At 66.4% G+C, this 22,983-nt stretch carries 22 protein-coding genes; 12 read left to right on the plus strand and 10 right to left on the minus strand.

Annotation, left to right across the window (positions count from 1 at the left end; translation table 11 throughout):
* Nucleotides 1-2: 2 nt before the first annotated feature.
* Both ACQ4WY_RS20210 and ACQ4WY_RS20215 read left to right on the plus strand, forming a co-directional pair.
* Entirely contained in the window at nt 3-2,975 is a 2,973-nt protein-coding gene (locus tag ACQ4WY_RS20210) for a sensor histidine kinase (RefSeq protein WP_436505562.1), read from the plus strand.
* Nucleotides 2,976-3,092: 117 nt separating this feature from the next.
* Complete coding sequence (locus ACQ4WY_RS20215; protein WP_436505564.1) at nt 3,093-3,464, plus strand: lysozyme inhibitor LprI family protein; 372 nt, start codon at nt 3,093-3,095, stop codon at nt 3,462-3,464.
* Between the two features lie 58 nt (nt 3,465-3,522).
* On the opposite strand, the gene ACQ4WY_RS20220 is transcribed toward ACQ4WY_RS20215, so the two are convergent.
* Entirely contained in the window at nt 3,523-5,085 is a 1,563-nt protein-coding gene (locus ACQ4WY_RS20220; RefSeq protein ID WP_436505566.1) for a CYTH and CHAD domain-containing protein, read from the minus strand.
* A gap of 131 nt (nt 5,086-5,216) precedes the next feature.
* Between ACQ4WY_RS20220 and mgrA the strand changes: the two genes are divergently transcribed.
* A complete protein-coding gene (gene mgrA / locus ACQ4WY_RS20225) occupies nt 5,217-6,257 on the plus strand; it encodes an L-glyceraldehyde 3-phosphate reductase (RefSeq protein WP_436505568.1) in 1,041 nt (346 codons plus the stop codon).
* A gap of 5 nt (nt 6,258-6,262) precedes the next feature.
* Here the strand turns inward: mgrA and ACQ4WY_RS20230 are convergent, their stop codons facing one another.
* The 3 genes from ACQ4WY_RS20230 to ACQ4WY_RS20240 all read right to left on the minus strand — a co-directional run bounded on the left by ACQ4WY_RS20230 (nt 6,263) and on the right by ACQ4WY_RS20240 (nt 7,593).
* Nucleotides 6,263-6,742 (minus strand): DUF2244 domain-containing protein, encoded by a 480-nt coding sequence (locus ACQ4WY_RS20230; protein WP_436505570.1) that lies wholly within the window; start codon nt 6,740-6,742, stop codon nt 6,263-6,265.
* 75 nt (nt 6,743-6,817) lie between these two features.
* Nucleotides 6,818-7,135, minus strand: coding sequence for a hypothetical protein (locus ACQ4WY_RS20235; RefSeq protein ID WP_353658449.1), 318 nt, complete (start codon nt 7,133-7,135; stop codon nt 6,818-6,820).
* Nucleotides 7,136-7,263: 128 nt separating this feature from the next.
* On the minus strand, nt 7,264-7,593 hold the full coding sequence (locus ACQ4WY_RS20240; protein ID WP_436505571.1) for a hypothetical protein: 330 nt from the start codon (nt 7,591-7,593) through the stop codon (nt 7,264-7,266).
* 285 nt (nt 7,594-7,878) lie between these two features.
* Here ACQ4WY_RS20240 and ACQ4WY_RS20245 point away from each other — a divergent pair, with 285 nt between their 5' ends.
* From ACQ4WY_RS20245 to ACQ4WY_RS20275, 7 genes are all read left to right on the plus strand, one after another.
* Nucleotides 7,879-8,193, plus strand: coding sequence for a DUF4148 domain-containing protein (locus ACQ4WY_RS20245; protein ID WP_436505572.1), 315 nt, complete (start codon nt 7,879-7,881; stop codon nt 8,191-8,193).
* A 130-nt stretch (nt 8,194-8,323) separates the two neighbouring features.
* Nucleotides 8,324-9,736 carry an efflux transporter outer membrane subunit gene (locus ACQ4WY_RS20250; protein WP_436505574.1) on the plus strand — a complete coding sequence of 471 codons (1,413 nt, stop codon included), beginning with the start codon at nt 8,324-8,326 and terminating at the stop codon, nt 9,734-9,736.
* A 73-nt stretch (nt 9,737-9,809) separates the two neighbouring features.
* Nucleotides 9,810-10,316 (plus strand): MarR family winged helix-turn-helix transcriptional regulator, encoded by a 507-nt coding sequence (locus tag ACQ4WY_RS20255; protein ID WP_034782299.1) that lies wholly within the window; start codon nt 9,810-9,812, stop codon nt 10,314-10,316.
* Nucleotides 10,317-10,326: 10 nt separating this feature from the next.
* A complete protein-coding gene (locus tag ACQ4WY_RS20260) occupies nt 10,327-12,483 on the plus strand; it encodes an FUSC family protein (protein WP_436505576.1) in 2,157 nt (718 codons plus the stop codon).
* The gene (locus ACQ4WY_RS20265; RefSeq protein WP_070224633.1) at nt 12,473-12,673 is read left to right on the plus strand and encodes a DUF1656 domain-containing protein; all 201 of its coding nucleotides are present in this window, start codon (nt 12,473-12,475) and stop codon (nt 12,671-12,673) included. The genes ACQ4WY_RS20260 and ACQ4WY_RS20265 overlap by 11 nt, the downstream gene beginning before the upstream one ends.
* 48 nt (nt 12,674-12,721) lie before the next feature.
* Nucleotides 12,722-13,630 carry an efflux RND transporter periplasmic adaptor subunit gene (locus ACQ4WY_RS20270; protein WP_436505578.1) on the plus strand — a complete coding sequence of 303 codons (909 nt, stop codon included), beginning with the start codon at nt 12,722-12,724 and terminating at the stop codon, nt 13,628-13,630.
* A complete protein-coding gene (locus tag ACQ4WY_RS20275) occupies nt 13,627-14,544 on the plus strand; it encodes a LysR family transcriptional regulator (RefSeq protein WP_436505580.1) in 918 nt (305 codons plus the stop codon). The genes ACQ4WY_RS20270 and ACQ4WY_RS20275 overlap by 4 nt, the downstream gene beginning before the upstream one ends.
* Before the next feature lie 10 nt (nt 14,545-14,554).
* Here the strand turns inward: ACQ4WY_RS20275 and ACQ4WY_RS20280 are convergent, their stop codons facing one another.
* From ACQ4WY_RS20280 to ACQ4WY_RS20300, 5 genes are all read right to left on the minus strand, one after another.
* Nucleotides 14,555-15,100, minus strand: a complete 546-nt coding sequence (locus ACQ4WY_RS20280; RefSeq protein ID WP_436505582.1) for an ester cyclase — start codon at nt 15,098-15,100, stop codon at nt 14,555-14,557.
* Between the two features lie 125 nt (nt 15,101-15,225).
* Nucleotides 15,226-15,972 (minus strand): SDR family oxidoreductase, encoded by a 747-nt coding sequence (locus tag ACQ4WY_RS20285; protein WP_436505584.1) that lies wholly within the window; start codon nt 15,970-15,972, stop codon nt 15,226-15,228.
* An 80-nt stretch (nt 15,973-16,052) separates the two neighbouring features.
* Complete coding sequence (locus tag ACQ4WY_RS20290; RefSeq protein WP_219133298.1) at nt 16,053-16,277, minus strand: hypothetical protein; 225 nt, start codon at nt 16,275-16,277, stop codon at nt 16,053-16,055.
* Nucleotides 16,278-16,288: 11 nt separating this feature from the next.
* Complete coding sequence (locus tag ACQ4WY_RS20295; RefSeq protein ID WP_436505585.1) at nt 16,289-16,960, minus strand: thiol:disulfide interchange protein DsbA/DsbL; 672 nt, start codon at nt 16,958-16,960, stop codon at nt 16,289-16,291.
* A gap of 147 nt (nt 16,961-17,107) precedes the next feature.
* A complete protein-coding gene (locus ACQ4WY_RS20300) occupies nt 17,108-18,643 on the minus strand; it encodes a TonB-dependent receptor domain-containing protein (RefSeq protein ID WP_436505586.1) in 1,536 nt (511 codons plus the stop codon).
* A gap of 235 nt (nt 18,644-18,878) precedes the next feature.
* Here ACQ4WY_RS20300 and ACQ4WY_RS20305 point away from each other — a divergent pair, with 235 nt between their 5' ends.
* Nucleotides 18,879-21,167: a M1 family metallopeptidase gene (locus ACQ4WY_RS20305; protein WP_436505587.1), complete on the plus strand. Its 2,289-nt coding sequence runs from the start codon at nt 18,879-18,881 to the stop codon at nt 21,165-21,167.
* Complete coding sequence (locus ACQ4WY_RS20310) at nt 21,164-22,048, plus strand: hypothetical protein (RefSeq protein WP_436505588.1); 885 nt, start codon at nt 21,164-21,166, stop codon at nt 22,046-22,048. Before ACQ4WY_RS20305 ends, ACQ4WY_RS20310 begins: the two co-directional genes overlap by 4 nt.
* Here ACQ4WY_RS20310 and ACQ4WY_RS20315 read toward each other — a convergent pair.
* The gene (locus ACQ4WY_RS20315) at nt 22,045-22,938 is read right to left on the minus strand and encodes a LysR family transcriptional regulator (RefSeq protein WP_436505589.1); all 894 of its coding nucleotides are present in this window, start codon (nt 22,936-22,938) and stop codon (nt 22,045-22,047) included. The two genes, ACQ4WY_RS20310 and ACQ4WY_RS20315, sit on opposite strands and share 4 nt — an antisense overlap.
* Nucleotides 22,939-22,983: the final 45 nt, after the last annotated feature.

Genomic DNA, 22,983 nt, shown 5'->3' on the forward strand with positions numbered 1-22,983 from the left:
CGATGTCCGCTCATTTGCTGCGCCGCCTGTTGCTTTTGCCCCTGCTGGCGTGCCACCTGCACGCGTGCGCGGCCGCGCCATCGCCCCTGCTGTCCGACTACACCCACAACGCCTGGGGCGCCTTGCAAGGCGCGCCCGTCGATGTGCTGAAATTCGCCCAGGGCCAGGATGGCTGGCTGTGGATCGCCACGGCCACCGGCTTGTACCGCTACGATGGCGTGCGCTTCGACCGCGTCGACAGCGTGTACGGCCACCGCTTGCCGTCGAGCAATGTACTGGGCCTGGCCACGCCGTCGGACGGCGCCGTGTGGGTCGGCTACCGCCTCGGCGGCGTCAGCGTCTTTCGCCAGGGTGGCGCGCGCACCTACAGGGAAGCGGACGGCTTGCCGTCGGGCGCCGTGTTCCATATCGAGGCAGCGCCCGACGGCGCCATCTGGGTCGGCACGCGCGATGGCGCGGCGCGCCTGGCGCCGGGTGCGGACCGCTTCGTCGCGCAGGCCGCCAACGTGGGCCTGCCCGACAAGCGCGTGTACCAGATCCTGTTCGGACGCGACGGCACGCAGTGGATGGGCACCATGCATGGCGTATATTTCAGGAAGCCGGGCCAGACGCGCTTTTCCCATGCCTGGCCGCGCACCATGCTCACCAGCATGGACGAAGCGCCCGATGGCGCCATCTGGGCCGTCGACGGCCAGAGCAATTACTACCGCGTGCGCACCAGCGCGCCGCGCGGCGATGCGCCCATCCGGCCCGACGCCAGGGGTAACAGCATCCGCTTCGACCGCGCCGGCACCATGTGGCTGATGCAGCCCGATGGCATTGAACGCAAGTTTGACCCTTCCGGCCCCAGCCTGCCGGCCCAGCGCCTGACGCGCCAGAACGGCATCAGCGGCCCGCTGCCGCAAACGTCGTTCCAGGACCGCGAAGGCAATCTGTGGTTCGGCACTTCGACCGGCCTGGACCGACTGCGGCCGAACCGCCTGCAAACCTTGCCCGTCGCCGCACCCTTCGACCATCCCGGCATGCTGCCGGGCCCCGATGGCGATGTGTGGATCGGCGACTACGTGGGCGACGTGCGCAGCTTTACCGCCGACGGGGTGAAAAAAGTGATCTTGCAAGGGGCGCTGGCGGCCAGCCACTGGGCGCCCGACGGCACGCTATGGCTGGGCAACGAGCGGGAACTGCACCACCGCGCGCGCAACGGCGCCATGACGCGCGTGGTGCCGCCCGTGCTGGGACTCGATCCGCAGGCGCTGCAGCAGGACCGCTCGGGCGCCCTGTGGGCCTCGTTTTCCGGCGGCGGCCTGTTTCGCCTGAGCGGCGGAAAATGGATCGCGAACGGCGGCCTGTCCGGCCTGCCGGCGGTGCTGACCACGGCCATGGCGATCGATGGCGCCGGCACCGTCTGGCTGGGCCATGCCGACAATACGCTCAGCCTGGTGGCCGATGGCCAGCGCGCGGGCGCCGTCAAACGGCTCGGCGCGCCCGAGGGCCTGCAAGTGGGTACGGTGCTGCAGCTGTATCGCGATGGCGAGGCGATGTGGGCCGGCGGCGAAAACGGCGTGGCCCTGTACCGCGCCGGCCACTTCCACACCTTGCGCGGTGCGCACGGCGCAGCGTTTCGCGGCGTGTCGGGCATCGTGCGCATGCCGGACGGCGACCTGTGGCTGCATGGCGCAGACGGCATCGAGCATATCGGCGCCGCCAGCCTGGCAGCGTGGATGCGGGACGGCAGCGCCGTCGTCTCGGAACGCTTCGACGCGCTCGACGGCTTGCAGGGCCATGCCTCGCAGCTGCGCCCCGTACCGTCGCTGATCCATGCGCCCGATGGCAAGCTGTGGTTTTCCACCTCGGCTACCATCGCCATGCTCGACCCGCTGCATATCCGCCGCAATCGCCTGCCACCCCCCGTGCAAATCCACAGCTTGCTGGCCGATGGCGTGCGCTATGTTCCGGCCGATGGCAAGCCGCAGCACCTGCCGCAAGGCAGCAAGAACCTGCAGATCGGCTTCACGGCCCTGAGCCTGTCGATGCCGGAACGCGTGCGCCTGCGCTACCGGCTGGCGGGCGTGGACGCGGGCTGGCAGGAAGCGGTGGGACGCCGCGAGGCGTACTACACCAACCTTGCACCCGGCAGCTACCGCTTCGACGTCACGGCCGCCAACGAAGACGGCGTCTGGAACACGCAGGGAGCAGGACTCGACATCGTCATCGCGCCCGCCTTCGTGCAAACGCCGTGGTTCGTGGTGCTGCTGGCGCTGGGCGCCGCGCTGCTGCTGTATGGCGGCTATGTGCTGCGCATCCGCCACCTGACGCGCAATATGCAGGAACGGCTGCAGGAACGCTTGCAAGAGCGCCTGGCGGAACGCTCGCGCATCGCCCGCTCGCTGCACGACACCCTGCTGCAAAGCGTCCAGGGCCTGATCCTGTCCTTCCATGCGCATGCGGACATGCTGCCCAAGGGCACGCGCGAACGGGCGCGCCTCGATGGCACCCTCAACCTGGCGGACCAGCTGCTGATCGAAGGCCGCGACCAGATCATGGACTTGCGCGCCTCGGCCGAACCCGACGAACTGCGGCTGGCGCTGCAGCAATTTGGCAAGGGCCTGGCCGAGCACCGCGCGCACGCCTTTACGGTGCATGTCAGCGGCACCTGCCGGCGCCTGCAGCCGCGCGTGCATGACGAGATCTATGCCATCGCGCGCGAAGCGCTGTTCAACGCTTCGCGCTATGCCGAGGCGGCAAACATCGTGCTGGAACTCGACTATGCGGACCAGACATTCACCCTGCGCGTGCGCGACGACGGCTGCGGCCTCGATGACGCCGTCGTGCAAACGGGCCAGCGGCCCGGCCACTGGGGACTGGTCGGCATGCGCGAGCGCGCCGCAGGCATCGGGGCCAGTCTGCGCATCGACAGCCGGCCCGGCGCCGGCACGCAGATCGAAGTGAGCGTGCCGGGCCGTCTGGCCTACTGACGGCGCTGGCGGGCGCGCCCGCAAGCGTCCGCGGCCACGACGGGAAGTGTTGTACGATGCGCAAGAGCGCTGCCTTGCTCACCGACTCTAGCCCCCACCATTTCCAGAAAGCCCGCCATGAAAAAATGCATCCTTGCCCTGCTCGTGTTTGCCTCCGGTTCCGCCTTTGCCAACTCGGCTTGCGACACGCCGCGCAACGACTTCGACGGCCTGTACTGCCTCAACAAGGTGTACCAGGAAGCGGACAAGGAACTCAACACCAACTACAAGAAACTTAGCTCCCAGCTCGATGCCGGCGGCAAGCAAAAGCTGAAATCGGGTCAGCTTTCCTGGATCAGCGAGCGCAACGAGCGATGCTCTAAAAAGGATGGCTCGGGCTTCTATGTGAACCTCGATTGCGCCACGCGCACCACCATCGAACGCGCGCAATTCCTGCAGGACCGCGTGCGCGAATGCGTGAGCGCCGGCTGCCAGAACAGCAAACTGTGAGCTGAAGCTGCGCGCCATGGCCGCTCCCCACAGGGGCTCACGCCACGGCCAAACCGGCTCAGGCCGGCAAGCGGGCCGCCTTGAAGCGCCGCCAGGCCTTGTGCATGCGGCCATCGCTGCCCTGCGCCTGGGCGCGCGCCGCCAGATAGCCGCGCACGAAGGCCGCGTGCTGCCGCAGCCCGTCCTGGGCGGACTGGTCAGCCTGGGCATCGGGCAATTGCTGCAGCAGCCGGTCCGCTACCTGCACATCGTTGAGCCAGCCCAGTTCATCCTGCAGGGCCGACAGCCGTCCCACATACGGTTGCACGGCGCGCGCGACAAACAGCGAGGCAAAAAATTCCGTCGCATACCGCGTCTTCTTGGCCGCGATGCGCACCCGGTGGCGCTGCTGCGGCGTAGCATGCAGCAGGCGCTTGCCGCGCTTCACCAGGCGGCGCTGATCCTTGCGCAGGGTAGCGCGGGCAAACGGGCAGATAGACGCGTCCAGGCGCCGCACTTGGCGCACGGAGCAACTGTCGCGCCAGGTGCGCGCCTGCAGCCACCGCTGCAAGCCCAGCATGCAAGCCGTGTAGCGCGCCGAGGTGACGGCCTGGGCCGCTTGCACGTGCTTGATGCGCGCCTGCGCGTACGCCGCCTCTGACAGCGCCGCCGCATCCGTGGCCGCCTCACCGTTGAGTTGCGCCAGGGTATTGCCAGCCAACACATCCCAATCGCGCGCCTCGCCCAGCGCGCCGCCCAGCCAACCGAGTTCGCTCTTCAAGTCGTCCGGCAGCGCCAGCAGGGACTTGAACATGCCCAGCGCCGAGCGCAGACGGCGCAGGCCCACGCGCATCTGGTGTACGCTTTCCACGTCCTCGCCCCCCGCCACCCCGTCCTGGTTGCCGCTGACTTGCTCCAGGCAATTGCCGGCGATGGCCAGGAACACTTGCTCCACCGACATCGCCGCGTCCAGCGCCAGGGGCTGCGCCTTGACGGCGCGCAAAGGCTGCGGTGCTGCGAGGCGGTAGCCGCGTTCCGCCTTGCTCATGTGGCCCAGCTGCAGCGGCACGTCTTGCAGCAGGGCCAGCGCCACGTCGAACAGGCTGGCCGCCTGCCCCTGTTTCAACTCCAGTTCGATCTCGCTGACGGGCACGCTGCGCGCAACGCCATCCGCGCCGCTTTCAATGACACCCTGGTCCAACACGCATTCGATCTGGTCGCCCTGTGGCGTGCACAGCTGCCATACGGTGCGCTCGATGCGCGTGGTAAACACGGGCTGCAAGGCGTCGCGGATGGCGTCCTGGCGCAGCAGCGCGCGGATGGGCTGCTTGCGGCCGATGGCAGAGTCGAGCGCGGCGAGGTCCGGCTGCGGACCGGGAACGTCGCCTTCCCATTCGTGGCGGCTATGCAAGCCGCCGCTGACGGTGCCGCCCGCCTTCAGGGTTTGCACCCAGCGCCCATCCACCTGGCGCACGCGCAAGCCGGCCTGGTGGCGGCATAGCTGCAAATCAGGCGTATCGACATAGATGTCGTGCATCTGCAGCACCTCTGGCGCTGTTTGCGCAGTCTGCGCCAGCAGCGGGTGTGCGCGCAGACGGGGCGCGTCTTGCTGCGCCAGCAACAGTTTCAATTCGATTTCCATGACCGCTCCTTGCGAGACTCCTGAACGCCCATTGTAAGGCGCGCCAGGTCGCGCGCAAGGAGCACGCACGCTGACCTTGATTTTGCGCCAAAATAAGCGCTTCACTCAGCTTCACTCAACCAGGAGATGCCATGACCTACCACGCCGCCGAGAACCGCTACGACAGCATGCAATACCGCACGTGCGGGCGTAGCGGGCTGAAACTGCCGCTGCTGTCCCTGGGACTGTGGCACAACTTTGGCGACAGTAACAATCTGGCTTCGCAGCGCGACATGCTGCGCACGGCCTTCGACCTGGGCATCACGCATTTCGATCTGGCGAATAACTACGGCCCGCCGTATGGCAGCGCGGAAAGCAATTTCGGCAAGCTGCTGCGCGACGATTTTTTACCGTACCGCGATGAGCTGATCATTTCCACCAAGGCGGGCTGGGACATGTGGCCGGGCCCGTACGGCCAGGGCGGCGGTTCGCGCAAATACGTGCTGGCCAGCCTGGACCAGAGCTTGCAGCGCCTGGGACTCGACTACGTCGACATCTTTTACTCGCACCGCTACGACGCCGACACGCCGCTGGAAGAAACCATGGGCGCGCTGGCCACCGCCGTGCAGCAGGGCAAGGCGCTGTACGTGGGCCTGTCGTCGTATTCTCCGCAAAAGACGGCCGAGGCCGCCGCCCTGCTGAAGGAGTGGAAAGTGCCGTGCCTGATCCACCAGCCTGCCTACAATATGCTCAACCGCTGGATCGAGGAAGACGGCTTGCTCGATACCCTGCAGCAAGAAGGCATCGGCTGCATCACGTTCACGGCGCTGGCGCAGGGGCTGCTCAGCGACAAATACCTCGATGGCGTACCGCAGGATGCGCGCGTCAACCGTCCCGGCGGTGGTTCGCTGCTGCAGAAGCACCTGAGCGCGGAAAACCTGGCCCGCGTGCGCGCACTGAACCAGATCGCCGCCCAACGGGGGCAAGCCCTGGCGCAGATGGCGCTGGCCTGGGTGCTGCGCGATCCCCGCGTCACCTCGACCCTGATCGGCGCGAGCAGCAGCGCGCAAATCCGCGAAAACGTGGCCGCGCTGCAGCAATTGTCATTCACGGCCGACGAGCTGGCCGCCATCGACGTACAGGCGCGCGAAGGCCATATCAATCTGTGGGAAGGTCCGTCGCGGGCCGTGTAAGGCGTTCAGGGCGGCGACATTGGCGATGGCAGCAAGGCCAGCAGTTCCTGCGCCACCTGCCGGCGCCGTTCAGGCGTGGCGAAGACGCCCACCGCCACCTGCCGGGTAGCATCACGCATATCGTTGATGTGTATCAACTGGCGCGGCCCTTGCGGCACGGCGATGCGCGTGCACCACGGCGAAAAGTGGTAGCGCCGGCAACGCCCGGCGCTGACCTGTTCGATGATCAGCTCGCCGTCGCGCAGGGCGATGTGTTCATAGTCGCGCGCGTGGCGTACGTAATGCAGCAGGGCAATGGCCACCAGGCTCAGTTCGACGAACGAAAAGACGGGAATGTACCAGAGGCCGCGCAGCGCAAAGGCAGCGGCAATCGTCAGGGAAAACAGACATAGCAAGCCGTAGGCGCGCAGCAACTGGCGCGCCGTCAAGGCACTGTGGCGCGCCAACAGCCATTGCGGCTGCTCGCGCGAGTGATCGCGTGGCATGGCGCCTCCCGCACTGTCGCTCCATTACCGCAACTGCCCTCACGGCGGCCACCAGGTTCACAGATCGCGCCCGGGTCAGGCGCCCATCCGCACCAGCGCGTGGCCCACATGCTGCCACCAGTGATCGCGCGACTTGACCTGCTTCAGGCAAGACGTGTCGATTTCCGTGGGAAACACGCGATCCTGGCATGCCTTCGTTTCCAGGGCATGGCGCTGGTTTTCCGCCGCCGACAGGGCCACGACCAGCCAGAACACCAGCGCCAGTAAAATCACCAGCAAACTCCAGGCCAGGTGATTGGTGTTACTTTTTTCGCCAAAAAACTCGCGCGGCCGCGTCTCGCGGTACATCGACATCAAGTCTTTTTCTTTCTCTTCCGACATTTGCGCTTGCATCCTGTGACATCCTATCCTGTGCCGGCCGGCTGGCCATGGCGGCGCGCACGCCCCCTTGTCCACATTTTACGCTGATGGCGCAAGAGAGCCAATAATTCGTGGCGGCCAGTCGCGGCTGGCAAGCAGGATCAGGAACGCGGCACGGGCGCCTGCGGCGCACGCGGTTTGTCATCGTCCCCTTCCGCCGGCGGCACGGGTACCAGGCGCTCCACATGATCGACGTCGATATCGCCGCCGTCGTGTGTCGCGTTGTGGGGCTCCACGCCGGCCCGGTCGCCCGTGCCGGCCGCATCGCTGTCGTTATCGAGCTCTTCCGCATCCTGGCCAGGCACGCCCTGCATGTCGCTGCCGCTGTCGGAACTGTCGCTGGGCCCGAGCGCGCCCTTGCCATGGCCGCTGCCCAGGACGCGGTCGGGCGTGACGGGCAAATTGTCCGGATCGAGTGTGCTGCCGCTCATGGCTGACTCCCCTTGATAAAAAAACCAGCTTACTCCCCTGGCCCGGCCAGCGGCGCACGCCTGCACGGCATTTTCGCAGGGGAAATGCGGCGGCGCACAAATATTTTTAGAAATTACTTCACAAATGTACTATTCATTGCTATAGTTAATTCAAGTAAGCATCTTCTCATCCAGAAACTGCTTCATCGGCGGCACGGCGCCCACCAGCGCCATGCCGCCGAACCGACCGGTACGTGGCGATCCGGCCCATCCACCCAGCCATCATGCACATTTTGGAGTCTTATCATGCAAGCCAAATCACTCATCGCAGCATTGTTTGCCATCACCACCGCCACCTCGGCTTTCGCCCAAAGCGCCGCGCCTGCCACCAGCCAGCAACTGACGCGCGCTGACGTCACGGCCGAATACGTCCGTGCCCGCAACGCCGGCGAAATCGCCACCAGCGAAGTCGACTATCCGAAAACGCCGGCTACCGCCGCCAGCAACGTGACGCGCGAGCAAGTCATGGCCGAGTTCTACGCCGCCCGCAAGGCTGGCCTGATACCGCAAACGGAAGCGGACTTTGATGTCGCGCAAACGGCCAAGCACGTCGTGAAATAAGAAACCAGTCAGCCGGTTTCAGTAGTCAGTAACACACCTCAGTTGCGGCGCAGCACCCCGGGCCACTCCCGGCGCTCACCGCGGCGAGCTGTCAGCATCACCCCAACACGATCTCTCCCGGAGTCCCTGCATGTCCCTGCACCGCCGTTTGCTTGCCGCCAGCCTGATCCTTGCCTTGAGCGCTTGCGCCGACATGGGCCATATCGCGCCACAATCGGCCTTGCTCGACGCCAACAAATTGCAAGCGAGCCAGGCCATGGATGCCGCCGCCAGCGCCGCCATACAATGGCCGCGCACGCAATGGTGGCAAGACTTGCACGACCCGCAATTGAACCGCTTGATGGACCAGGCGCTGGCCGACAGCCCCACCCTGCGCGGCGCCCAGGCGCGCGTGCGCCAGGCCGAGGCGCTGGCCGGCGCGGCCGAGGACAAGACCCGCCCGCAGGCGGACGCGGCCGTCTCCATCAACCGCGAACTGTATTCGCAGCACGGCAGCACGCCCGCGCCGCTGGCCGGCAACTATGCCTGGCGCAACCAGGCCACCGTCACGGCCTCGTACGACCTGGACCTGTGGGGCCGCAACCGCGCCGCCCTGTCCGCCGCCCTGGGCGACGTGCAGATGGCGTCGGCCGAATCGCAGATGGCCCGCCTGGCCCTGGAAACGGCGCTGGTACGCACCTACATCCAGTTATCGTATGAATTCCAGCTGCAGGATGTGATCGAACGCAGCCTGGCGCAGCGCGCCCGCATCCTCGACATCACGCGCCAGCGCAAGGCCGCCGGCATCGGCACCGACATCGACGTGGCGCAAATCGAAACCACCTTGCCGGCGGGCCGCCGCCAGCTGGAGCAGTCGGCCGAGTCGCTGGCCCTGCTGCGCAACCAGCTGGCGGCCCTGGCGGGCAAGGGGCCGGCAGCCGGTGCGGCGCTCACGCGCCCCGTGCTGCGCCTGGACCAGCCGCTGGCCATTCCCGCCGCCCTGCCTGCCGACCTGATCGGCCGCCGGCCCGACATCGCCGCCCAGCGCTGGAGAGTGGAAGCGGCGGCGCAGCGCATCGATGCGGCCAAGGCCGAGTTTTACCCGAACGTCAACCTGGTGGCCTTTGCCGGCTTCCAGGCCTTCGGCTTCAGCCACTTCCTCGACGCCAATTCGCAGATCCGCGGCGCCTCGCCAGCGCTGAGCCTGCCCATCTTTGCCGGCGCCCGCTTGCGCGCCCAGCTGGGCAGCCAGACGGCCGTGTACGACGGCGCCGTGGAGCAGTACAACGCCACCGTCATCAACGCCATGTCGGACGTGGCCAATGCCGTCACCAAGGCACAATCGCTGGCCAGGCAGCACCAGCTGACCGTGCAGGCGCTGGCCACGGCGCAGCGCGCGCGCGACCTGGCGGAAAAGGCGTACAAGGCAGGCATGAGCGACGCCATCAACATGCTCAACACGCAAGTGGCGCTGCTGGCGGAAGAACAGCAGCAGGCGCAGAATGGGGCACGCGAACTCGATCTGTACGTTTCCTTGATGAATGCATTAGGAGGCGGCATCTAAGCTTGCAATCCTGGCATTGCCATAGCCCAACAAGATACAATCGGAACTTTATTCACACATGAAGGAATATGACATGACCGCTTTTGACGCCACCTCCAAGCGGCTGCAAAACATCCGCACGCGCATGCCAGGCTTCCCCATGGAACTGATGCGCCTGTTGCGCATGACGTACCACATTCAAAAAGGCATGAAGGACTTGACCAATGCCGCGCTGAAAAAGCACGACCTGGTCGATGCCAGCTACATGGTGCTGGCCGTGCTGTACGGCACGGACGATGAAACCTCGAACGCCTGCACCCTGGGCATGGCCTGCCATGAAAAGCCGGCCAACCTGACACGCGTGTGCAACGACCTGGAAACGCGCGGCCTGATCCACCGCGGCACGCGCCCCGGCGACCGCCGCTCGGTGATGATCTCGCTGACCGACAAGGGCCGCGCCCTGATCGAGACGGCGCTGCCCGACGTGTACCAGGAAACCTCGGCCCTGTACGAGGGGTTCACGGACGAAGAGCTGCAAGTGCTCGACAAGCTGTACATGCGCCAGTTGCGCAACCTGAACAATCTCAACAACCAGAACTGATAGCCTATCGATGACGCCAGCCACAGCAACAACACCTACATCTGGCCCCCTGACCCGGGCGGCCCACTGGCTGGCGCTGGCGCTGCAGGACTGGCGCACGACGGAAGGCGAACGCTGGATCTACGTCGGCAAGACCCTCATCGCGTCGTTCTGTGCCCTGTGGCTGGCCTACCGCCTGGGCCTCGATTCGCCCAGCACGGCGATGACCACCACCATCATCCTGGCCCTGCCCAGCAGCGGCATGGTGCTGGAAAAAAGCTTTTACCGCCTGTGCGGCACCCTGCTGGGATGCACGGCCGCGCTGACCCTGATCGGCCTGTTCCCGCAGCAGCCCGTGCTGCTGTTCGCCGGCCTGGCCCTGTGGGTGGGCCTGTGCACGAGCGGCTCGGCACTGCACCGCAACGCCCAGTCGTACGTGTACGTGCTGGCCGGCTACACGGCCTGCATGATCGTGCTGCCCGCCATCGAGCAGCCGATGCAGGTGTTCGCGCTGGCCGTCACGCGCGTGGCCGAAGTGAGCCTGGGCATCATCTGCTCGGCAGCCGTGTCCAGCGTGCTGCTGCCGCGCCACCAGGGCACGCAGGTGATGCGTACGGTGCAGGCACGCTACGGCAAATTCCTCTCCTTTTGCCAGGACGTGCTGCAGCAAAAGCTCACGCCGGCGCAGGTGGAACTGACGCATTTGCAGTTTGCCGCCGACGTGGCGGCGCTGGAGCTGGGCCGCTCGGCCGCCCTGTTCGAAGTCACCAGCAAAGTGAGTCACGTGCGCGCGCAAAACCGCAAGCTGCATGCCTTCAACGCCACCTTCATGACGGCGCTGACCACCTTCTATACCTTCCACCGCCTGTTCGACCGCCTGCAGCGCGATGGCGAGACCCAGGTCATGCAGGCATGCGCTCCCCTGTACGCCATCGTCGCCGAAGCGCTGCAAACCACGCCTTCGCAAGACTCGCTCGACACCATGCAGCAGCACCTGCAGACGGCGCTGGGCCAGGCGCGCATGGACATCGATAGCGCGACCATCGTGCATGCGCAGCGCATCGATTTCGACACCGTGTGCGAACTGCTCGAACGCTTCGCGCGCGACATGAGCCGCTTTCATGAAGTGTATTTCAGCCTCGTGCACGATACGCCGCTCGATGTGAGCACGCCGCAGGCGTATGCGCCGAAGACGCCGCCCGCGCTGGTGATCGCCAGCGGCGCGCGCGCCGGCATCAGCCTGGCCCTGCTGGCCCTGGGCGCCTACTTCCTGGCCTGGCCGTATGCCAGCACGGCGATGCTGATGGCGGCCGTGTTCTGCGCGCTGGCCTCGTCCTCGCCGCGCCCCATCATGATGGTCCGCCAGGTGCTGGCAGGCTTCCTCATCGCCATGCCGCTGTCGCTCGTCTGCGTGTATTTCGTGCTGGTGCACGGCGACGGCTTTCCCATGCTGGTACTGAGCTTTGCGCCGTTCCTGGCCGTCGGCCTGTACCTGATGACGAATCCGGCCAAGCTGGGCGTGGGCCTGGGCGTGTCGACCTTCATCACGCAGATGGCGCCGACGAATCTGATGCACGTCGACGGCGCGGCTTTTCTCAACACGGGCATGGCCCTGATCGTCGGCCTGATGCTGGCCGCCCTCGTGTTTGCCGTGCTGCTGCCCGAGCACACGATGGGCCACAAGGACCATATCGGCCCTGCCCTGTGGCGTGAAGCACTGCATGCGTGTACGGCGCCCGCGCGGCGCGTGAAACACCGTTTCGACAACCGCGTGCGCGACTTGCTCAGCCAGCTCAATGCGGCGGCCGGACCGGCGCCGGGTGTCGCCACGCGCGCCGTCGTGCGCCAGGCCTTGACCCTGCTGGAAATCGGCCACTCGGTGATCGAATTGCGCGAACTGATTGCGACCGCCCGGCCAGGCGCCACGCGCCACGCGCTGCAGCAGTGCGTGGACCACATCGCCACCTGGCTGCGCACGCGCAGCGACACGGCATTGCAGGCGGCGCTGGCGGCCACTCTGCAGGCGGGCGCCGTGGTGCGCGCGGCGCAGACGGAAGCGGGTGCGACACCAGAACGCAAGCAGGAGCAAGACCTGCGCCTGCAGACGGCATTGGCCGACCTGCATTCAATCTACACTTCATTGCTCGACCATATGGCGCCTGGCGCCGGAGACTCCCATGCCGCGTGAATTCGCCCTGTTCGGAATTCTGATTCCTACCCTGCTGCCCCTGTTCATCCTCAGCATCGGCCTGCAAACCCTGCTTGACCGCGTGCTGGGCTGGCTGGGCGTGTACCGCATGGTGTGGCACCCGTCGCTGGCGCGGCTGTGCATCTTCATCGCCATCTTCGGCGCGCTGGCTCTATCGCTGTACAAATAACACTCAAATAAAAAAAATGTTCAATCTGATCAAGGAAGGGCTGCCGACATGGTAACCAAACTGACCCGCTATGCCATCACCCTGCTGCTATTGGCCGCAGCCCTCTGGATAGGCAAGACCGTCTGGGACCGCTACATGGAGTCGCCGTGGACGCGCGACGGCCGCATCAAGGCCGATATCGTCAACATCAGCGCCGACGTGGCCGGCACCGTCACGGACGTGCTGGTGCGCGACAACCAGGTGGTGCAAAAGGGAGATATCCTGTTCATCGTCGACAAGGAACGCTATGCGAGCGCGCTGGCGCAAGCCGACGCCGTGCTGGCCGCGCAAAGGACGGAACAGGGCCGCCGCGGCAAGGAAGCGCAGCGCCGCGCCAATCTCGACGCCAGCATCATCTCGACGGAAAGCCGCGAAAGCGCGGCGTTCGCCGCCAGCTCGGCCTCGTCGCAGGTGCAGGCCGCGCTGGCCGCCCGCGCGTTGGCGCAATTGAACCTGGAACGCACCACCGTGCGCGCCCCCGTCAGCGGCTACGTAACGAACCTGAACGTGCACAAGGGCGATTTCGCCGCCGTCGGCGCGGCCAAGCTGGCCGTCATCGACAGCGCCTCGTATTATGTCGTCGGCTACTTCGAAGAGACCAAGCTGGGCATGCTGGCGCAGGACGACAAGGCGGAAATGAATCTGATGAGCGGCGGCACCCTGCATGGCCATATCGAGAGCATCGCGCGCGGCATCACCGACCGCGACGCCGCCACGGGCCGTGAACTGCTGGCCGACGTCAATCCCACCTTCAACTGGGTGCGCCTGGCGCAGCGCGTGCCCGTGCGCATCCACATCGACGAGCAGCCGAAGGGGCAACTGCTGGTGGCCGGCACCACCTGCACCGTGGTGATCACGCCCCATTCGGCACCCCAGCCAGCGCCTGCTTCCAGGCCAGCGGCCGCGCACCCGGCATGAGCCGCGGCGGCGCCGGACGCCTGGCGGAAATCGCCCTGTTCCTCGACGCCGCAATGCTGGGCAGCTTTTCCGCCGCCGGCCGCAAGCACGGCCTGTCGCCGGCCGCCGCCAGCGCCGCCATCGCGCGCCTGGAAACGGCGCTGGGCGTCACCCTGTTCGAACGCACCACGCGCCAGCTGCGCCTGACGGAAGAAGGCCAGCACTACCGCCACTACAGCGAACAGGCGCTGGACTTGCTGGCGCAGGCGGAAGACGGCTTGCATGCGGGCGGCGGCGCCGTGCGCGGCATCGTGCGCATCTCGGCGCCGTCCGACATCGGCCGCCAGTTGCTGCTGCCCATGCTCGACCGCTTTGCCGCGCTGCACCCGCAGGTGCGCCATGCGCTGACCCTGACGGACGCCACGGCCAACCTGGTGCAAGACGACATCGACCTGGCCATCCGCTATGGCGAGCTGCCCGACAGCGAGATGGTGGCGCGCCTGCTGCACCCGGGCCGGCGCGTCGTCTGCGTGGCGCCCGCGCTGGCCGCCAAGGTGGGCGTGCCGGCCGTGCCGCGCGACCTGGCGGCGTTGCCCACCCTCGTGCTCACGGCGGGCGACGGCGCGCCGCAGGAATGGCGCTACCGTGAAGAGGGCAAGCGCCACAGCCTGCGCCTGCAGGGGGACTGGCACAGCAACGACGGCGAAATCATCCGCCGCTGGGCCGTGGCCGGCCATGGCTATGCCTACAAATCCCTGCTCGACATCGCTGACGACCTGCGCGCGGGGCGCTTGCAAACGGTGCTCGACGATTACTTTGCCGATAGCGTTCCTCTGAACCTGCTATACCGGCGCAGCCGCTTCCAGCCGCCGCGCATCGCCCTGCTGGCCGACTTCCTGCTGCGGCAGTTCGCCGCCCTGCCGGCGCACGCCTAGCTGACCACCATCAGGGCGGCAGCACGCCCAGCTGGCGCAGCAGGGTCAGATTGTCTTCCAGGTGCCAGTTGTCGCTGATGCGCCCCTGCGCATTGACCCGGTACAAATCAAACGCATGAAAATCGATGGCCTGGCCCTGCCCCTGCAAGGGGCCCTGCGGCGTGGGGAAGACGCCCGTGAAGCGGCCCGTGAAATGCAGCCGCAGGCTGACCCGGTCGCCGGCCACCAGCATGTCGTCGATGGCCACCTGCAAGTCTGGCACGGCCGCGTGAAAGACTTGCGAGGCCTGCAGCGGGCCGGCCAGTCCCTGCGGGCGGCCGTCGGGCAAGGTGCGGTCAATAAAATTCTCGGCCAGCGCCAGGCGCGCCAGGGCCGGGTCGCCGCTCTGCCAGAACGCGGCATAGCGGCGCGCGGCCAGCGCCACCCTGGCGTCGGCTTTGGCGCCGGACAGGTGGGCCGGCAGGGGCAGGGAATGCGCCACGTCGGCGGCATGGGCAGGCGCGGCAGCCAGCAGCGACAGGGCCAGGATGGCGGGAGCAATAACAGGTGCGGGCATGGTAAATCCAGGTTGGTTGATCGGCGTGCGCATGGCACATCGCCATTCTGGACTCGCTTGCCATATTTGATAATTGGCCCGTCGCTTGAAGCAATTGCTTGTAGCAGTTGAAAATAAGTTGAAAATCAGCGGCCGCCCGCCACGTCGAGGAGGCTGCCCGTCACATACGTCGCGCCCGGCCCCAGCAGGTACAGGATGGCGTCGGCGATTTCTTCCGGCTGGCCGCCCCGCTGCATCGGCACGCCGGACGCCAGGCGCGACACCCGTCCCGGCTCGCCACCGGAAGCGTGGATGTCCGTGTAGATGATGCCGGGCCGCACGCCGTTGACGCGTATGCCCTCGGCCGCCACTTCCTTCGCCAGTCCCATGGTCAAGGTATCGACGGCACCTTTCGAGGCCGCGTAATCGATGTATTCGCCCGGGGAGCCGATGCGCGCGGCCACCGACGAGACATTCACGATGCGCCCGCCCTGCCCGCCGTTCGCCGTCGACATGCGCCGCACGGCTTGCTGGCAGCACAGGAAATAACTGATCACGTTGGTGCGCAGCACGCGCTCGAGGCGCTGCGCGGAAATGTCGACGAGCCGGCATTTCTGCTCCAGCACGCCCACATTGTTGACCAGCGCCGTGAGCGTGCCCAGGCGCGCATCGACTTCGCCGAACAAACGCGCCACGTCGGCTTCATCGCCCACGTCGGCCTGCACGGCGATGGCCTCGCCCCCGCCAGCCACGATGCGCGCGCACAGTGCCTCGGCAGCCTGCGCCTCGCGCACATAATTGACGCAAACGGCATAGCCCTGGCGCGCCGCCAACAAGGCAGTCGCCGCACCGATGCCGCGGCTGCTGCCAGTAATCAAGATCACTTCCTTCATTGTCCCTCCTCGATGGTTGTGACTGCATCATACGCGGACGAAAAAAAACCCGCGCAAGGCGGGTTTTTTCAAGCGTTCGGCTAAGGCCTGAAATGTGTCATGGCATACGTCAAGTGCTGCCACCAGTGCTCGCGCGACTGCACGGACGCCAGGCATTTCGCGTCGACCTCGTTCTTGAACGCGGGGTCCACGCAAGCCTTGGTGACCAGCGCATTGCGCTGGTTTTCCACGTTGACGACGGCAAGCGCCAGCCACGCCACGAGGGCGAGGGCCAGTACGCACAAGGTCCAGGGCAGCTGTTTCATGATGTCTCCGCTTACTTCTTCGCTGGCGCGGGAGCGCGCTCTTTCAGGACGCGCGCCACCAGTTCATCCATCACGCGCAAGGTCGCTGTCTGGGTCTGCGGCTCGGACTGGCCCGGACGCGACAGCTGCGCCGGCGACGTGACGAAGCGGCCATCGATGACGATGGTCGGCGCACTGTCGATCTTGCTGGCGGTGATCAGCTGCTCGTTGCGTTTCATCTTGGTCTGCACGCCGAAGGAATTGAACATGTCCAGGTATTTCGCCTTGTCGATGCCATTCTTCACCAGCAGCTCGAGGATGGCGTCATCGCGATTCAGACGGTTGCGCTCAACGTGGATGGCGCGGAAGATCTTGTCGTGGAACTGGTCCAGCTGGCCCATCGCCTCCAAGGTGGCATAAGCGTGCGCTTGCGGATCTTTCGGGCCATTGGCGGCCAGGTGAATGCGGCGGAAGGCGATCTTGTCGCCCTGCTTCTTGACCCAGTCGTGCATCAACGGATCGAGCGCATAGCAATGCGGGCAGGAATACATGAAGTACTCCACCACTTCCACCTTCTTGCCCGTGTCCGTACGCACTGGCGTCGGGAGCGTGGTGAAGCCGGTATCGGCCGCCATGGCGCCGCCGGTGGCTGCCACCAGGGTGACGGCGGCAAGCAGGGGACGCAAGAAACGCAGAAAACGCATAATAATCCTTCATCATAAAGTGGTCGTGAACGGGGCGAGATTACCACTTTTTGCACTGTCTATCGAAGCCCGGGCGGAAAAAAGGCACTTTTATGCGCCCCGTTTGCGTCTGATTAAGCCGCTCTTAAGCGCCGCTGCGCCTCTGCCTCAGAAATGATAGCGCGCCGACACGCGCAGCTGGCGCGTGTCATTGAGGTAAATGCTGGAGCGGCAGCCCGGCGCATCGCCGTAATGGCGGCGGTTGGCCAGGTTGCTGCCGGCCAGTTCCAGCTCCCAGGCGCCCAGCTTGCGCGTATAGCGCGCGTCCACGGTGGCGAAGGCGGGCACCTGCGCCAGGCAGCTGCTGGCGAAATCGGGACCATAGCGCAGGGCGCGCAACCATTGCACGCCCACGTCGCCACTGGCGCCGCCCTGCCCCGTCCAGTACAGGCGCAGGCTGGCCAGGGTTTTCGGCACGAGGGCGATATCCGGGCCGTCGTAGGCGTAATCGTCGTAGCGCGCATGCACTTGCCGCAGCTGAGCGTCGAGGCGCCAGTCGCGCGCCAGCGCCATGCTGGCCTCGATGGCGATGCCGTCGCGGCGCGAAGGGTCAAGATTGCCCGCAAAGCCCAGCTGGCCCAGGCTCTGGTCGAAGACGATCTGGTTGCTCAGGCGCTCGCTGAACACGCGCACGGAAGCGCTGCACGCCGCGCCGCCGAAGGTGGCGCCCACCTCCATTTCGCGCCGCAGCTGGCCCGCCAGGGGACGGTAGCCGGCGCTGGTATAGCCATCGTCGTCGATGCGGTAACTGCGCGCGGCCTTGGCGTACACGCTCAGTTGCGGGCGCAGTAGCAGGCTGCCCTGCAAGTCCCAGGCATTCTGGTTTTCCCAGTCGCTGCCGCCGGCGGGCATGTCGGCCGGATCGAGCTGGAACTGTTCATGCCGCAGCCCCAGCAGCAGGCGCGGCGCATACGGGCCGCCGAAGGCCAGTTCCTCGCGCAGCAGCAGCGCGCGCGAGTACTGGCGGCGCTGCCCATCGCCATCGCGGCCCGAGCGCCGCTGCCACTGCATCAGGTCCAGGCCCACTTCCGTATCCGTGCCCACGCCGCCCACCTTGCCGTAATGGCGCAGGCGGGGCGCCAGTTGCCGACGGCGGCTGCTGTACCGCGCTTCGCTGCTGCCGTCCTCGCCCGCATAGCGGGCCGTGGCGCGCTTTTCCCGCTGCGACAGTTCCACGCCCAGCTCGAACTTGCCGACGTAGCGCTGCACGAAGGCGCTGGCGCGCCGCACTTCATAGCGGTACAGGTCTTCCGGGCGAGCCGCCAGCAAGGCCAGGAACGGCGCCTCGGGCGCGGGATAGCGGGTGTCCTGGTTCAGCTGGTCGGCGCTGAAGCCGAAGCGGCCCTGGCGCACCTTCCATTCCGCGCCGCCGCTGAAGCCGCGCTGGTGAAACACGCTGCCATCGCGGTAATTGCCATTGCGCAGCCCGTCCATGGCCACATCGAGCGTCATGCCGCCCTGCTCGCGCGACACGGCGCCGCGCACACTGTGCTGGCCGCCCTGCGCCAGCTCGGCGGACAAGTCGCCATGCGTGACGCCGGCCGCGCCGCCATCCACGCCTTCCTGCGCGCACGCCGGCATGGCCAGGGCGCACAGCAGCAAGGCGCGCGTGGCAATGGTCAGGGTGGGAGGGGCAGGCATCATGGCGGCAGGCTTGAGGCGTCACCGCGGCGCAGACGCACGCGAGTGGGGCGGAAGGGATGGCAAAAGCGAATCATTATACGCACGGCGCACGGCGCCGCAACAGCCGGCGGGGCTGCTTACACAATTCATTGCTTATTTGTAATTTTTACGGGTATATTAACGAGCGCCCGGCGATCCTGGGCGCAGCCGACTGCATTTAAAAATCAACAATAAGAAGTCACTGTGGGAGTCACGCATGGAAAGTCGTAGCACAACGCGCCAGGGGCCGCCAAGTCCCCGCGGCACGCGCCGCAGCATTGGTTTTTTCCCCATCTCGGGCAAGCTCAAAGCCCTTTCCATCACCGCCCTGCTGCTGGCCGGCCTTGCCCTGCAGGCCGACCTGTTCGCCCAGCCGGGCCAAGGCAAGCCGGCCGGCGCGCCCATGCCGCTGGCGCCGTCCGCCGACGGCATCGCCCTGGCGTCGCCGCACGCGTCGGCCGTCAGCACGCCCAGCGCCAGCAACGCCTGGGGCGGTGCGCGCACGGGCCCGCAAGCGACCCTGTCGGACCGCGTGGTCGACTACCAGATCGAAGCGACGCTCGATCCCGTCAAGCACACCATAGCCGGCCAGCAGAAACTGCGCTGGCGCAACCGCAGCGCGCAAGCCGTCAGCAGCGTGTACCTGCACCTGTACCTGAATGCGTTCGAAGGCGAACATTCGACCTTCTTCACCGAGAAGCGCAAGCTCGATACGGGCTTCCGCTCGGGCGTCGACACGCGCGACGGCGAGTGGGGCTACATCGAACTACGCAGCATGACGCAGAACGGCGCCAAGGCGCCCTGGCATTTCGTCCAGCCTGACAACGGCCCGGCCACCGACCGCACGGTCGTGCGCGTCGACTTGCCGCAGGCCGTCGCGCCGGGCGCCGAGACGACGCTCGACATCCGCTTCTTCGACCAACTGCCGCGCGTCATCGCGCGCACCGGCTATTTCGGCAGCTTCCACCTGGTGGGCCAGTGGTTCCCCAAGATCGCCGTGCTGGAACTGCCCGGCGAACGGGGCGCCACCGCGCCGCGCTGGAACGCGCATGAATTCCACCTCAATTCGGAGTTCTACGCCGATTTCGGCAACTATGACGTGAAGTTGACCGTGCCCAAGGAGTACACGGTGGGCGCCACGGGCGAACTGCAGGGCGCGCCGCAGGAAAAGAACGGCATGCTCACGCATCATTATGTGCAGGGCGACGTGCACGATTTCGCCTGGACGGCCGACAAGCGCAGCGCGCAGCCACTGACGGGCAACTGGAGCGGTCCTGGCAGCCCGCCCGTGACCATCAAGGTGCTGTACCCGCCCGAGTACGCATCGAACGCGGCGCCCGCGCTGCAGGCGGCCAAGGACTCGCTCACGTATTTCTCGCGCACCCTGGGCCCGTATCCGTACAAGACGCTGACGGTGGTGATTCCGCCGTTTAATGCGGCCGAAGCGGGCGGCATGGAATATCCGACCTTCATCACCGCCTCGAGCTACGCCAAGCTGCAGCCGAAGACCATTCCCGAATTCGGCCTCGATTTCGTCACCATCCACGAATTCGGCCATGGCTATTTCTATGGCATCCTGGCCTCGAACGAGTTCGAGGAACCCATGCTCGACGAAGGCTTGAACGAGTACTGGGACCAGCGCATGCTGCGCGCGCGCGGCCAGGATATCCACGCCACCACGCCCCTGCTCAAGCGCCTGGGCTTCGGTCCCGCCTTCAAGGTCTTCGAGTTCGAGCGCATGGCCGCACCGCGCCAGGATGCGGCCGACCCGCTGGGCCAGAACGCGTGGAACCGCCTGCAAGGCGTTGGCCCCGTCTACAGCCGCACGGCCATCACCATGCGCGACCTGGAAGCGCGGATCGGCAGCGAAGCCATGGAACGGGGCTTCAAGGCCTACTACGAACAGTGGAAATTCCGCCACCCGAGCGTGGCCGACCTGCGCGAAACGCTGGCCGAGGCGACGGGTCAGCGGCGCATCGTGGAACAGGTCTTCGCGCAGCAAGTCTATGCCAGCGCGAATATCGACGACCGCATCGGTACCTTCACCAGCGAAGAGCAGACGCCGCTGGCCGGCATGGCGCTGGTGAACGGCAAGCGCGTGGAACACACGGCCGAGGCGCTGGAAAAAGAGGAGAAAAAAGTACGCGCGGCGTGGGACAAGGCGCATCCGGACGCCAAGCCCGGCACGGGCCCGTATCCCTACCTGACCAGCGTGGTCTTGCGCCGCCGCGGCGCGCCCGTGCCGCAAGTGCTGCTGGTGAAGTTCGCCGACGGCACCTCCGAGCGCGTGGTCTGGGACAACGACCAGCTGTGGCAGCGCTACACGTGGAGCAAGCCCGTAAAAGCTGTCTCAGCCGAACTCGATCCCGACCGCGTGCACTACCTCGACGTCAACAAGCTCGATGACAGCCGCACCCTGAAGGCCGATACCTCGGCCGCGCGGCGCTGGAGCGTCGACCTTGCCGCCGCCTTCCAATACCTCCTTTCCCTGATTGCCATCGTATGAGCGCCACTTCCACGACACGGGCCAGCGGCCTGACCCTGACCACGCGCGCCAGCCGCGCCGCCCTGCAATGGCGCTTGCTGCTGCTGTGGGCGGGCCTGCTGCTGATCCCCACCATCCTTGCCGTCATTCCCCTCTGGCGTACCTTGAGCGCCAGCCTCGATAACGCCGTGCATGCGGCGGCCCTGGCGCACAAGCTCGACCTGATGACCCTGGCCGACCTGGTGGCCAATGCGGGACGCAACGGCGCCGCCATCAGCCAGGCCGCCATCACCGGCATCGTCCTGGCCTTGCTGCTGTCGCCGCTGTTGAGCGGCCTGGTGGTGACGGCCGCGCGCGCGCCTGCGCCACTCGGCTTCGGCCCCCTGCTGACGGGCGCCTTCAGCGAGTACGGCCGCATGCTGCGCATGCTGCTGTGGAGCATCGTGCCGCTGGGCGTGGCGCTGGCCATCGGCGCTGGCGCACTGAAACTGGCCGACAAGCACGCGGCAAAAGCCATCCTGGAAGCCGATGCCGACCTGGTCCGTCACCTGGCCTTGCTGCTCACGGGCTTGCTGTTCCTGCTGGCCTGCGCCACGCTCGACGCCGGCCGCGCGGCGCTGGCCGTCGACCGTCGTCGCAGCTCGGCCGTCAAGGCCTGGTGGCGGGGACTGGGCATGCTGCGCCGGCGTCCGCTGGCCTGCCTGGCCATCTACCTCGTCATCACCTTGCTGGGACTGGCGCTGTATGCGCTGCTGGGCGTGGCGCGCCTGAACCTGGCCACGCCCGGTCCACTGGCCATCGTGGCCGGCTTGCTGGTGACGCAGCTGGCAGCGCTGGTGCTGGCGTGGATGCGCAGCGCGCGCCTGTTCGCGCTGATCGACGTCAAGCGCTCTCTCGGCTAGTCAGGCCCCAGGCGCCCTTCATCGGCCAGGAAGTCGATGAAGGTGCGCACTTTCGAGGACAGGTAGCGGCGGCTCGTGTAGACGGCGTACACCTTGCCGCCCGCCAGCTTGAAATCAGCGAAGAGGCGCACCAGCCGCCCCGCCGCCAGGTCGGCATCCGTCTGCCACGACGGTAGCAGGGCGATGCCCATGCCGTCGAGCGCGGCCGCGTGCAGCAGGCTTTCGTTATTGCATTGCAGCACGGGCGAGAACTTCACCGTCTCGTGTCCCTGCGGCCCGTCGAAGGCCAGTTCATTTCCATTTGACAACAAGGAATAGCTGATCATGGCGTGCCGCGCCAGGTCCTGCGGTGTTTGCGGGTGGCCCGCGCGCGCCAGGTAGGCGGGCGCGGCCACCAGGTGAAAAGCAATGCTGCCGATGGGCCGCGCGATCAGGGTCGGCGACGGCGCCTGGCTCACGCGCAGGGCAAGGTCAAACCCCTCTTCCACCAAATTGACCACTCTTCCGCTCAAGTCGATGTCGAACGTCACTTCCGGAAAACGTTCACGATAGGCTGCCAGGGTGCGCGTAAAGATGGCGTTGGCGAACCAGACGGGGGCGCTCAGGCGCAGCATGCCGCGCGGCACCACCGTCGTGCGGCCCACGGTCGCTTCCACCTCGTCAAGATTGTCGAGCATGTCGCGGCACTGTTCAAAATACACTTTGCCGATTTCCGTCAGGCTCAGGTGACGGCTGCTGCGGTTCAGCAGCCGCGCGCCCAGGTGGCGCTCCAGGTGCATCACATGCTTGCTGACCATGGCCGGCGACAGATCCAGGCGCTCGCTGGCGCGCACAAAGCTGTCCAGTTCCACCACGGCGCGAAACACGCGCATGCTGCGCAAGGTATCCATGACGGCCCAATCATCAACAAAATGGAAATGATATATCAATAATTG

The sequence above is a fragment of the Janthinobacterium salmonicoloratum genome, assembly GCF_051380845.1.
Classification (GTDB): domain Bacteria; phylum Pseudomonadota; class Gammaproteobacteria; order Burkholderiales; family Burkholderiaceae_D; genus Janthinobacterium; species Janthinobacterium lividum_F.

Bases quoted from the DNA above. Each gene is read 5' to 3' on its own strand.
- ACQ4WY_RS20210 (WP_436505562.1), top strand. From the start codon at position 3: ATGTCCGCTCATTTGCTGCGCCGCCTGTTGCTTTTGCCCCTGCTGGCG.
- ACQ4WY_RS20215 (WP_436505564.1), top strand. From the start codon at position 3,093: ATGAAAAAATGCATCCTTGCCCTGCTCGTGTTTGCCTCCGGTTCCGCC.
- ACQ4WY_RS20220 (WP_436505566.1), bottom strand. From the start codon at position 5,085: ATGGAAATCGAATTGAAACTGTTGCTGGCGCAGCAAGACGCGCCCCGT.
- mgrA (WP_436505568.1), top strand. From the start codon at position 5,217: ATGACCTACCACGCCGCCGAGAACCGCTACGACAGCATGCAATACCGC.
- ACQ4WY_RS20230 (WP_436505570.1), bottom strand. From the start codon at position 6,742: ATGCCACGCGATCACTCGCGCGAGCAGCCGCAATGGCTGTTGGCGCGC.
- ACQ4WY_RS20235 (WP_353658449.1), bottom strand. From the start codon at position 7,135: ATGCAAGCGCAAATGTCGGAAGAGAAAGAAAAAGACTTGATGTCGATG.
- ACQ4WY_RS20240 (WP_436505571.1), bottom strand. From the start codon at position 7,593: ATGAGCGGCAGCACACTCGATCCGGACAATTTGCCCGTCACGCCCGAC.
- ACQ4WY_RS20245 (WP_436505572.1), top strand. From the start codon at position 7,879: ATGCAAGCCAAATCACTCATCGCAGCATTGTTTGCCATCACCACCGCC.
- ACQ4WY_RS20250 (WP_436505574.1), top strand. From the start codon at position 8,324: ATGTCCCTGCACCGCCGTTTGCTTGCCGCCAGCCTGATCCTTGCCTTG.
- ACQ4WY_RS20255 (WP_034782299.1), top strand. From the start codon at position 9,810: ATGACCGCTTTTGACGCCACCTCCAAGCGGCTGCAAAACATCCGCACG.
- ACQ4WY_RS20260 (WP_436505576.1), top strand. From the start codon at position 10,327: ATGACGCCAGCCACAGCAACAACACCTACATCTGGCCCCCTGACCCGG.
- ACQ4WY_RS20265 (WP_070224633.1), top strand. From the start codon at position 12,473: ATGCCGCGTGAATTCGCCCTGTTCGGAATTCTGATTCCTACCCTGCTG.
- ACQ4WY_RS20270 (WP_436505578.1), top strand. From the start codon at position 12,722: ATGGTAACCAAACTGACCCGCTATGCCATCACCCTGCTGCTATTGGCC.
- ACQ4WY_RS20275 (WP_436505580.1), top strand. From the start codon at position 13,627: ATGAGCCGCGGCGGCGCCGGACGCCTGGCGGAAATCGCCCTGTTCCTC.
- ACQ4WY_RS20280 (WP_436505582.1), bottom strand. From the start codon at position 15,100: ATGCCCGCACCTGTTATTGCTCCCGCCATCCTGGCCCTGTCGCTGCTG.
- ACQ4WY_RS20285 (WP_436505584.1), bottom strand. From the start codon at position 15,972: ATGAAGGAAGTGATCTTGATTACTGGCAGCAGCCGCGGCATCGGTGCG.
- ACQ4WY_RS20290 (WP_219133298.1), bottom strand. From the start codon at position 16,277: ATGAAACAGCTGCCCTGGACCTTGTGCGTACTGGCCCTCGCCCTCGTG.
- ACQ4WY_RS20295 (WP_436505585.1), bottom strand. From the start codon at position 16,960: ATGCGTTTTCTGCGTTTCTTGCGTCCCCTGCTTGCCGCCGTCACCCTG.
- ACQ4WY_RS20300 (WP_436505586.1), bottom strand. From the start codon at position 18,643: ATGATGCCTGCCCCTCCCACCCTGACCATTGCCACGCGCGCCTTGCTG.
- ACQ4WY_RS20305 (WP_436505587.1), top strand. From the start codon at position 18,879: ATGGAAAGTCGTAGCACAACGCGCCAGGGGCCGCCAAGTCCCCGCGGC.
- ACQ4WY_RS20310 (WP_436505588.1), top strand. From the start codon at position 21,164: ATGAGCGCCACTTCCACGACACGGGCCAGCGGCCTGACCCTGACCACG.
- ACQ4WY_RS20315 (WP_436505589.1), bottom strand. From the start codon at position 22,938: ATGGATACCTTGCGCAGCATGCGCGTGTTTCGCGCCGTGGTGGAACTG.